Below are 10,120 nucleotides of genomic sequence, written 5' to 3'. Positions count from 1 at the left end.
TGGCCCTGCTCGCCCACGCCTTCCTCGCCGTCACCGCCGCCCTCGAACGCCGAGGCCAGGCCCTGACGGACGACGGCACCAGTCCCGACGGACTGACTCCACTCACCTGCAACGAGATCCAGCGCCTGTTCAACGCCGTGATCCCACAGCCCGCCCGCGACCTCGCGCACCGACTGCGCTGGTCCCTCTGGCGCCGACGCCACCAGGCCCGAGCCTGCCGCAGCCACTACCGCAGACAAGCCTCCCAGTAACCATGGAGATCACATCTCCGGCTGGAGTATTAGTTCCATGAAGATTGCTCCAGCCTATTGGCCTCGTGATTCATGAGTCCATTTACTGAATGGATTCGTTTACTTCTATTGGACGGAGATTCTAAGCGGCAAGCATGCTGAGCCAGCCGCTTCGGTGCGGCACCAAGTTCCGAGAAAGGCTTCGCCACCAATGCAGACTCGCCGTATCGGATCTGTCCGGGTCAGCGCCGTCGGGCTGGGCGGAATGCCGATGTCGATCGAGCGCAGGCCCGACCAGGCCCGCTCGATCTCCACCATCCATGCCGCCCTGGACGCCGGGGTGACCCTCATCGACACCGCTGACGCCTACCACATCGGCGCCGATGAGGTGGGGCACAACGAAACCCTCATCGCCAAAGCCCTCTCCTCCCACTGCGCCGGCTCCCAGGTGCTGGTCGCCACCAAGGGCGGCCACCTGCGGCCGGGGGACGGTTCCTGGACGGTCAATGGTTCGCCCGAGCACATCAAGCGCGCCTGCGAGCAGTCGCTGACCCGGCTGGGTGTGGAGGCGATCGGCCTCTACCAGTTCCACCGCCCCGATCCACAGATACCCTACGCCGACTCCATCGGGGCCCTCGTGGACCTGCTCGACGAGGGGAAGATCCAGATGGCCGGGATCTCCAACGCCAACCCCGATCAGATCCGGCTCGCCCACGAGATTCTCGGTGGCCGCCTGGTCAGTGTGCAGAACCAGTACTCTCCCGCTTTCCGCTCCAGCCGGCCGGAACTGGACCTCTGCACGGAACTGGGCATCGCCTTCCTGCCCTGGAGCCCGCTCGGCGGTATCTCCAACGCCCGCCGTCTGGGCTTTGCGCACCTGCCCTTCACCGCCGTGGGGCAGTCCCGCGGCGTCAGCCCCCAGCGTGTCTGCCTGGCCTGGATGCTGGCGACGTCACCGGTGGTCATTCCGATTCCCGGCTCCAGCCGCGTCAGGACGGCCATCGACTCCGCCGCAGCCGCCGACCTGGTCCTCACTCCCCAGGAGATGGCCCTGCTCGACGCCGTCTGAGACCTCTCCGGCTCGGACCCGTCCGAGTCCGGACCGAGACCCTGCGTTCAAGGACTGTATTCGGACCAGGCGGGTCCGGTTGCACAGCGCACTCGCACCGCGCGAGCGCTGTCTCCCACCCGGACAAAGCCTCGTACAAACCCTGAGAAGCCGCCCCCGAGAAGCCGCCCGCGTACGGGACGGCCATGCCCGAATCGCGGTCCATCGGCCCGCGACGTCCATGGCGCGGCACTGATCACCCCGGGCGGACCACGCACCGCGACTGTCTCAAGCCGACGGACGTTCCACCGCCCCCGCGGAAGCGCAACCTTACGGCCGTGCGCATAGCGCGCGGTTCCCACCGCTCTCCTCCCGCGCCCGTGTGCCCTCCTCGGCACGCGGGCTGATTCCCCACACTCTGTAGGAGCCGCAATGCCCACCGCTCCCTCGATCGCCGTGCTGCACACCAGCCTGGTGTTCGTCAACGTCGAGCCGGTCATCAACGACTACCTCGCGGAACTCGCGCCGGACGCCAAGGTCCTGCACTTCGTCGACAGCGACGTGCTCGCGACCGTGATGCGCGAGGGTGAGATCTCACCTGCCAGCACGCAGCGCATGGTGCACCTGGCCCAGGCCGCGGAGTCCGCGGGAGCCGACGTCATCTTCTCCGCCTGCTCCTCGCTCGGTCCGGCCATCGATGTGGCCCGACGGCTGGTCTCCGTCCCGATCGTCAAGATCGACGACGCGATGACCGCGGCGGCGATCGAGACCGCGGACGCGATCGGCGTCCTGGCGACGGTCCCCACGACGCTCCCGCCGACACGTGCCCTCGTCGAGGAGAAGGCGCGGGCGGCCGGTCGCGACATCACCGTCCAGGAGCGGCTCTGCGAGGGCGCCTTCTCGGTGCTGATGTCCGGTGACCGCGACCGCCACGACGCGATGGTGCTGGACGGGGCACGGGCGCTGGCCGCGGAGGTCGAAGCGATCGTGCTGGCCCAGGCGTCCATGGCACGACTGGCCCCCGCGATCGCCGAAGCCGTCGGCAAGCCCGTGCTCTCCAGCCCGCGCAGCGGAGCGGAGAACGCGGTGCGCGTGCTGCACGAGCAGACGGCTTGAAACTGTCCATGCCACAGGGAGGGCAGGAAACATGAGTGTGTCATTGAGCACCGCGCGATCCGCAGCCGTCCCCGTGCCGCTCAACGCCCTGCGAGAGGGCTACCGGGCGCGGAACGTCGGCAAGGCGTTCTCCGGCGTCACGGTGCTGGCGGATGTGTCACTCGACTTCCGTCCGGGCGAAGTGCACACCCTCATGGGCGAGAACGGCGCGGGCAAGTCGACGCTGCTGAAGATCCTCTCCGGCATCTACCGTGCCGACAGCGGGCAGTTCAGCATGGACGGTGAGTCCGTGACGCTGGGCAGTCCTCGCGCCGCGCTGGACCAGGGCGTCTACCTGGTGCCGCAGGAGCCGTCGCTGCTCCCGCACCTGTCGGTGGCGGAGAACCTCTACCTGGGCAACAGCCCCAAGCGCGGCCCCGGGAGGCTGCGGTGGCTCGACTGGGGAAAGATGTACCGCTCGGCCGAGGATGTCCTGCCGCTGGTCGGCCTGTCGGTGGACGCATCCAGTCCGGTCAGCCGACTGACCATCGCCCAGCAGCAGTTGCTGGAGTGCGCGCGGGCCCTGGTGCGCAATTCCCGGGTCATCTTCTTCGACGAGCCGACGTCCCCGCTGACCAGTCATGAGGTCGAGACCCTCTTCGGAGTCATCGACGAACTGCGCGCACAGGGCTATGTGCTCGGGTTCATCAGCCATCGCATGGACGAGGTGCTGGAGATCAGCGACCGCATTTCCGTGCTGCGCGACGGGCACTTCATCGACAGCGTGGCACGTGCCGACGCGGTGGCCGCCGACCTGGTGAACAAGATGGTCGGCCGCAGCCTGGTGCTGGGCAAGCGGAAGGCCACCTGCCACACCACGGAGGAGACCGTGGTCGAGGTCAGTGGCCTGAACGGTCCGTCCTTCAGCGATGTGTCGTTCCACGTCAACCGTGGTGAGGTGGTCGGCTTCGCCGGGCTGGTGGGCAGCGGACGCACCGAGATCGCCGAGGCGATGGTCAACCTGCGGCCGCACACGGCCGGTTCGGTGAAGGTCGGCGGCACCGACCTCGCCTCGAAGTCGCTGCGCGAGGTCATCGACGCGGGCCTCGTCTATCTGCCGGAGGACCGTGCCAGGAACGGCGCCTTCCTCGACATGACGGTCACCGAGAACCTCTCGGCGGGCATGCTCAACCGGCTCCGCGCGGCCCTTGGCCTGCTCGATCTGAGGCGTGAGCAGCGGGAGGCCGCCGCGATGACCTCCCGGCTCAAGGTTCGTGCCGCCTCCCTCGACCTGCCCATCCGGTCGCTGTCCGGCGGTAACCAGCAGCGGTGCCTGTTCGGCAAGTGGCTTCTCACGTCCCCGAAGGCGGCGGTGTTCGACGAACCGACCCGCGGGGTCGATGCCGGGGCCAAGGAGGACCTCTACCAGGTCATCGACGAACTGGCCGCGGACGGACTCGCGGTCGTCGTCATCTCGTCGGAACTGGAAGAACTGGTCCGCCTCTGCGACCGCGTACTCGCCGTCTACGAAGGCCGGATCGTCGGTGAACTCTCCGGCGACGAGATCTCGATGGAGAACGTCGGCCGGCTCATCCTCGGGTCCCACGAGCCCACCCCCTGACCCGCCCGGGGCCATGCCAGGCCCTGCAGAACCGTCGCGCCAGGAGCGCTCATGCAAGCAACAACCCAACTTCTGTCCAGAGAGCGACCACTGTCCGCCCGATCACTGAGCACCGTCCTTCGTCAACGCGCGGTTCAGCTCACCCTCGCACTGCTCGCCATCAGCGCGCTGGTCGGGTCGTTCCACCCCAAGTTCCTGTCCCAGGGCAACATCGAGTTCATCCTGCTCGACGCCGTCGTCCTGGGTTTGATCTCCCTGGGACAGACCTTCGTCATCATCAGCCGCGGCATCGACCTCTCGGTGGCCCCGATCATGGGCTTCACGGCGGTGGTCACCGGACTGATGTCCACCCGCGATGGTCTGCCGCTGTGGGCCGCGGTGCTGCTGTCCCTGGGCATCGGCCTGGTGCTGGGAGCCGTCAACGGGCTGCTGATCAGCTTCGTACGGATGCCCCCGATCATCGTCACCCTGGGAACCCTCGGCCTGTACGGAGGCTTCCAGTTCCTGTACACCAACGGTGACCAGGTCACGAGCGTGCCCGCAAGCTACGACCACTTCGGCAACGACGCACTGCTGCCCGGCCTGCCGAAACCGGTCGCTCTGCTGGCGCTCATCACGCTGGTGTGCTGGGCCGTGCTGAAGTACACCGGCTTCGGGCGCAACGTCTTCGCCGTGGGCAACAACGAACGGGCCGCGAGGGCGGCAGGCATCCCGGTCCGCTTCACGGTGTTCAGCACCTATGTGATCAGCGGCCTGCTCGCCGGCTTCGCCGGGCTGGTCTACATCGCGCACACCGCGGCGGCCACCGCCACCACCGGCACCGCCGAGAACGTCCAGCTCAACGCCATCGCCGCGGTCCTGATCGGCGGGTCCGCCATCAGCGGCGGCCGGGGCGGGGTGTTCGGCAGCGTGCTGGGTGCCATCTTCCTCTCCCTCGTGCTCACGGCACTCGTCTTCTCCGGCGTTCCGGCGATCTGGAACACCGCGGGCGCGGGCGTTCTGATCCTCATCGCGGTCCTGCTCGACGCCCGCATCACCCACCGCTCCAAGTCCGTGGAAGGAGCGAGATCATGAGCCAGACCTCACTTCCCCTCAAGCCCGCCACCAACAGAGCAGAGAACCGGAAGCGGCCGGCGCTTCCCCTCCGGGCCGTGCGCAGGTTCGGCGGCTGGGAATCCGGACTCCTCGCGCTGTTGGTTCTGGAGTTGGTCTACTTCTCCGTCACCTCACCGGACTTCCTGGTCGGCGGCACCGGACTGCTCTCGCTGTCCATGCAGTTCGTCGCCATCGGGATCGTCGCCCTCGGTCTCGCGCCGGTGGTGCTCAGCGGCGGCATCGACCTGTCGGTCGGCGCCACCGCCGGCCTCACCGGTGTGATGATGGGCACCCTGTGGCAGCAGGGGCTGAACATCTGGCTCGCCGCCCTGGCCGGCATGGTGGTGGCCCTGCTGATCGGTCTGGTGAACGGCCTGCTGGTGGTGCGGGGTCATCTGGAGCCGCTGATCGGCACGCTGGCCGTCGGCTTCATCGTCACCAGCGTCGCGACCGTCCTGGCCGGGAACAACCCGCCCTACGGCTTCCCCGCTTCCTTCACCGTCCTCGGCACCGGACTGCTGGGCCCGGTCCCGCTCCAACTCATCCTCTTCGCCGTGCTCGCGGTGCTGATGATGCTGGTGATGAACCGGACCGAGTTCGGCCGCTCGATCAGCATGATCGGCCACAACCCCGACGCGGCCCGCTACTCGGGCATCGGGGTGGGCTCAGCGCTCATGCGCGCGTACGCCGCCTCCGCGCTGTTCGCCGGTGTCGCGGGTCTCACCCTCGGCTCCTTCTACAGCGCGGTCCGGCCGAACCTCGGGGACAGCCTGCTGCTGCCCGGTATCACGATCGTGGTGCTCGGCGGGGTGGACATCTTCGGCGGCCGCGGCAAGGTGCTCGGCGTGATCCTGGCGGTGTTCACCCTGGGATACCTCACCCAGGGCCTGCTGGTCTCGGGCTACTCGAACCTGGTCTCGGCGATGATCGAGAGCCTGGTGATGCTGGCCGCCATCGCGGTGAAGCTGACCGTCTCCGGTACCGAGGGCGGGCTGGCGGAGCGGCTGCGGCAGCGCTTGCAAGGGCTGTCCGGACCCCCCACCTGAGTTCCCCACGCGCGGTACGCCCCGACGGACCACGCCGCGCTCAAGTCCCCGCCCGGCCGGCTGCGCCGTGCGCAGCCCGGCAGCCGGGCGGCTTCCACCCGCGCGAGGCGGCTTTCCCACCCGCACAGCGTCGTACGAACAAGGAAAGGCACCACCCCCATGTCACGCACTGCCCCGAGAACCAGAAAGCTGGCCGCGGTCGCCGCCGCCTGCACCCTCACCGCCCTGGTCGCCGGCTGTGGCGCCGTCCAGACGGGCGCGGCCGCCGGCGCCGGCTCCGGCAGCAAGGCGGGCAAGACCATCAAGGTCGCCATGGTCCCCAAGCTGGTCGGTCTGGCCGTCTTCAAGGCCAACCAGCAGGGTGCCCAGGTCGCTGCCAAGAACCTGAACATCGACTTCACGTACACGGGTCCGGTGGACGCCTCGGCGCAGGGCCAGGTACAGGTCTTCAACAGCCTCACCGCCCAGCGCTACGACGTGATCACCACCACGGCGAACAATCCCTCGGTGCTGGCGCCGTCCTTGATCCAGGCCAGGAAGCAGGGCATCAAGGTCGTCTCCTACGACTCCGACGTACTGCCGCAGGCCCGCGACTTCTTCATCCAGAACACCTCGTACCCGGCGTTCGGCAAGGCCCTGGTCGAGTGCGTCGCGCCGCACACCGGGCGGAACGCCGAGATCACCGTCCTGTCCTCCGACCCGGACGCCACGATCCAGGGCGAGTGGCTGAAGGCGACCAACGCGTACCTCAAGGCCAACTACCCCGGCCTCAAGGTGGTCACCACCCAGTACGGCCACTCGAGCCCGTCCGAGTCGCTGACCGCAGCCCAGAACATCCTCCAGGCGTACCCGAACGTCAAGGCGATCATCGCCCCGGACGGAGCCGCCGAGGCGGGCGCCGCGGAGGCCGTGAAGAAGCTCGGCAAGACCGGCAAGGTCGTCGTCACCGGCTCCAGCGACCCGGCGTCGATCCGGCAGTACGTCAAGTCGGGCATCATCCCCTGCTCGCCGCTGTGGGACGAGACCAAGGAGGGCCAGCTGGTCATGCAGGTCTCCCGGCTCGCCGCCGACGGCAAGATCGGGCCCAACTCCACCTTCGCGGCAGGCGGCCTGGGCACCTTCACCGCCAAGAACGGCGTGATCGTCTTCTCCAAGCCGCTGATCTTCACCAAGGACAACATCGACAACTACCAGTGGTGACGGACCGGACGCCGCCGGACGGAACAACCCCCATGAACGACGTCCGCCGGGCCGGGCTCAGACCGGGCCCGGCGGACGGGTACGGAAAGAAAAAGAAAGAGAGAAACACCATGCGAGTCCTCGTAACCGGCGCTCTGGGAAAGGTCGGACGCGCCGCCACCGACGCACTGGTCGAGGCCGGGCACCAGGTGACGGCATCCGACATGGCCAAGCCGGACTTCGACCGTGCGGCTCCCGGCACCCCCGACTACCAGCAGGCGGACCTGACCGACGCTGGTGACGCGTTCGCGGTGGTCCGCGGCCACGACGCGGTGGTCCATGTCGCCGCCATCCCCGAGCCCACCCACAACCCCCCGCACGTGGTTTTCCGGAACAACCTGATGGCCACGTTCAACGTCCTCGAGGCGGCCGTACGGTTCGGCGTCAAGCGCTTCGTCAACATCTCCTCGGAGACGGTGCCGGGATTCTTCTTCCCGGAGCGGCCGTTCCTGCCGGAGTACGTCCCCGTCGACGAGAACCATCCGGTCCGGCCGCAGGATCCGTACGCGCTCTCCAAGCTCTTCTCGGAGCAGTTGATGGACGCGGCGGTCCGGCGCTCGGACATCCAGGCCATCTCCATCCGGCCGAGCTGGGTGCAGCACAAGGGCAACTACGAGCGCAACCTGGGCCCCCAGGTGCGTGACGCGTCGGTGCTCAGCCCGAACCTGTGGAGCTACATCGACGCCTACGACCTCGCGGACGCGATCGTCCTCGCGGCCGAGTCCGACCTGCCCGGCCATGAGGTCTTCTACATCGCCTCGCCCGACAACGTCGGCGGCCGTGACTTCGCGGAGATGGTCCAGAAGTACTACGGCGACAAGATCGAGATCCGGGACCTGGCACGCGTCGACGCCTCGGGTATCTCCTGCGCCAAGGCACACCGCCTGCTCGGGTGGCAGCCGAAGCGTTCGTGGCGTGACTACCTCGACGACAACGGCCAGGCCCGCGCCGGGGACTGACCTGCGAGCGGTCTGCTGTCGCGCCCCTTGTACCGCGTCGTCCCGCGGGTCCCGGGCATCCGGGACCCGCGGACGGCTGTCGAGGTTCGCACTTCGTCCCCGGCGGAGTTGTCTGAGGAATCTGTGGTGGAACACGCCTGCATCGCCTTCGTTGAACGGCGTCACGACCGTGAAGGCCCTTGAGCGCGGCTTCGAGCTGCTCGAGGCCGTCAGCGTCGACGAGCGGCTGCGCCTGCGCGATCTGGCCGACAGGGCGGGACTGCCCGTCACCACCACGCACCGACTGCTGCAGTCGTTGGCGGACCTCGGGTACGTGCGGCTCAATGGCTCGCAGGAGTGGGGCCTGGGTCCGCGCGCCGCCTGGCTGGGCCAGCAAGCCACCCGCCAGCTCACCTCCTGGGCACGCCCGTTCCTTCACACCCTCATCGATGAAACGGGAGAGTCGGCCGGCCTCGCCAAGCTCGACGGCTTCCACGTCGTGCACACCGCGGTGGTTCCCGCGCCCCATGCGATGCGCACGGACCCCGTCCCAGGAGACAGATCGCTCCCGCACTGCACCGCAACCGGCAAGGTGCTCCTCGCTCAGCTTCCGCATTCCGAAGTGCGGACGATCCTGCGCAGGACCGGACTACCCCGACTCCCCGCGCGGACCCTCACGATACCGCGGCGCGTCCGAGCCGGCCGTCTTCCAAGGGCTCATCCCCACCGGCTGGTACCCCGGAAGCATCGAGTACGTCCCGGTGCCGGGCAAGCTGGTCATCGCCAGTCAGAAGGGCGTCGGCTCGCTGGGTGCCCCGACGACCCAGCTCCACGGGCTGGGCACGATGCCCGGCACCGGCCACTCGGTCTACTCCAGCATCGGCACGGTCAGCGTGGTGGCGAAGCCCACTTGCGGTCTCGGGGGAGTGGTCGCATGCCGGTGCGGATGCCGCTGAGCCACTCGTGCGGACACTCCAGCACCTTCTGTCCGGGACGCATGCGCCGGGAGTTGCCCGCCGGTGGGCCGGTCATCGCAGGGCTCCCCGCACGTGTCAGGGGGCAGCGTCGAGGTCCACGGCGAGGTCTTGCGCCTTGGTCCAGAACCTGTCGTCCGCGTCCTGGAGCCGAGAGGCGGCGTGCTTCAGGTGGCGGCGCGCGGCGGTGCGTGCCGTCTCGGCGTCACCTGCCTCGATGGCGGCGAAGATGGCGTGGTGCTCCTGCCGGACGGCTTCGATGAAATCGCCCCGCCGTGCCTCGTTCGCGCGGGTGACGCGGATGCCGCTGCGCAGTACCTCGCCCAGGTACCGGACCGTCGAGACCATCACGGCGTTCCCGGTCGACTCGGCGATGGACGTGTGGAAGGCGAGATCCTCGTCCACGCCGTCACCCCCGGCCGCCACGGCCGCGTCGATCGCGTCGAGGGCCTGACGTATCCGGGCGAGGTCGTCCGGTGCGGCACGGGCGGCTGCGAGATACGCCGCCTCGCCCTCGATCGGGCGACGTACCTCCACGATCTGCAGCACCTTGGACCTGGTCTGGGAGGCATCGGCTTCCAGGTCGAGCGGTCGGGTGCGCCGGGGCAGGACGAACACGCCGAGACCTTGGCGCGCTTCGACCAGGCCCGCGTTGCGAAGCCTGGAGACGGCCTCGCGCACCACCGTGCGGCTGACGCCCAGCTGCTTGACCAGCTGAACCTCGGTCGGCAGCTTGTCGCCCACGGCCAGCCGTCCGGACTCGATCTCCTCCGACAGCACCGCGGCGACCTGGTCCGCGAGCCGCACGGGACCGTTCACCTTGGAAAACATGGT

The 10,120-nt window shown here is 68.5% G+C and carries 9 protein-coding genes and 2 pseudogenes; 10 read left to right on the top strand and 1 reads right to left on the bottom strand.

Annotated features, from left to right (window positions below; genetic code table 11):
* From AB0N14_RS09795 to AB0N14_RS09750, 10 genes and pseudogenes are all read left to right on the top strand, one after another.
* Positions 1–251, top strand: a pseudogene (locus AB0N14_RS09795) (IS701 family transposase); the annotation flags it as partial.
* A 190-nt stretch (positions 252–441) separates the two neighbouring features.
* Positions 442–1,299, top strand: a complete 858-nt coding sequence (locus AB0N14_RS09790) for an aldo/keto reductase (protein WP_366025139.1) — start codon at positions 442–444, stop codon at positions 1,297–1,299.
* A gap of 411 nt (positions 1,300–1,710) precedes the next feature.
* Positions 1,711–2,394 carry an aspartate/glutamate racemase family protein gene (locus AB0N14_RS09785; RefSeq protein ID WP_366025138.1) on the top strand — a complete coding sequence of 228 codons (684 nt, stop codon included), beginning with the start codon at positions 1,711–1,713 and terminating at the stop codon, positions 2,392–2,394.
* Positions 2,395–2,425: 31 nt separating this feature from the next.
* Positions 2,426–3,994, top strand: coding sequence for a sugar ABC transporter ATP-binding protein (locus AB0N14_RS09780; protein ID WP_366025137.1), 1,569 nt, complete (start codon positions 2,426–2,428; stop codon positions 3,992–3,994).
* A gap of 51 nt (positions 3,995–4,045) precedes the next feature.
* Entirely contained in the window at positions 4,046–5,068 is a 1,023-nt protein-coding gene (locus AB0N14_RS09775; protein ID WP_366025136.1) for an ABC transporter permease, read from the top strand.
* The gene (locus AB0N14_RS09770) at positions 5,065–6,135 is read left to right on the top strand and encodes an ABC transporter permease (protein WP_366025135.1); all 1,071 of its coding nucleotides are present in this window, start codon (positions 5,065–5,067) and stop codon (positions 6,133–6,135) included. Before AB0N14_RS09775 ends, AB0N14_RS09770 begins: the two co-directional genes overlap by 4 nt.
* Before the next feature lie 159 nt (positions 6,136–6,294).
* A complete protein-coding gene (locus AB0N14_RS09765) occupies positions 6,295–7,335 on the top strand; it encodes a substrate-binding domain-containing protein (RefSeq protein ID WP_366025134.1) in 1,041 nt (346 codons plus the stop codon).
* Between the two features lie 110 nt (positions 7,336–7,445).
* Positions 7,446–8,333, top strand: a complete 888-nt coding sequence (locus tag AB0N14_RS09760) for an NAD(P)-dependent oxidoreductase (protein ID WP_366025132.1) — start codon at positions 7,446–7,448, stop codon at positions 8,331–8,333.
* Positions 8,290–8,640, top strand: a pseudogene (locus tag AB0N14_RS09755) (helix-turn-helix domain-containing protein); the annotation flags it as partial. The gene AB0N14_RS09760 and the pseudogene AB0N14_RS09755, both read left to right, overlap by 44 nt.
* 433 nt (positions 8,641–9,073) lie before the next feature.
* Positions 9,074–9,268 carry a hypothetical protein gene (locus AB0N14_RS09750; protein ID WP_366025156.1) on the top strand — a complete coding sequence of 65 codons (195 nt, stop codon included), beginning with the start codon at positions 9,074–9,076 and terminating at the stop codon, positions 9,266–9,268.
* Positions 9,269–9,364: 96 nt separating this feature from the next.
* Here the strand turns inward: AB0N14_RS09750 and AB0N14_RS09745 are convergent, their stop codons facing one another.
* Entirely contained in the window at positions 9,365–10,117 is a 753-nt protein-coding gene (locus AB0N14_RS09745; protein ID WP_366025131.1) for a FadR/GntR family transcriptional regulator, read from the bottom strand.
* Positions 10,118–10,120 lie beyond the last annotated feature (3 nt).

The sequence above is a fragment of the Streptomyces sp. NPDC051104 genome (assembly GCF_040682835.1).
GTDB classification, from domain to species: Bacteria; Actinomycetota; Actinomycetes; order Streptomycetales; family Streptomycetaceae; genus Streptomyces; species Streptomyces cynarae.
The sequence above is the reverse complement of the archived record's forward strand: the minus strand, read 5'-3'. Positions and strand labels throughout refer to the sequence as shown.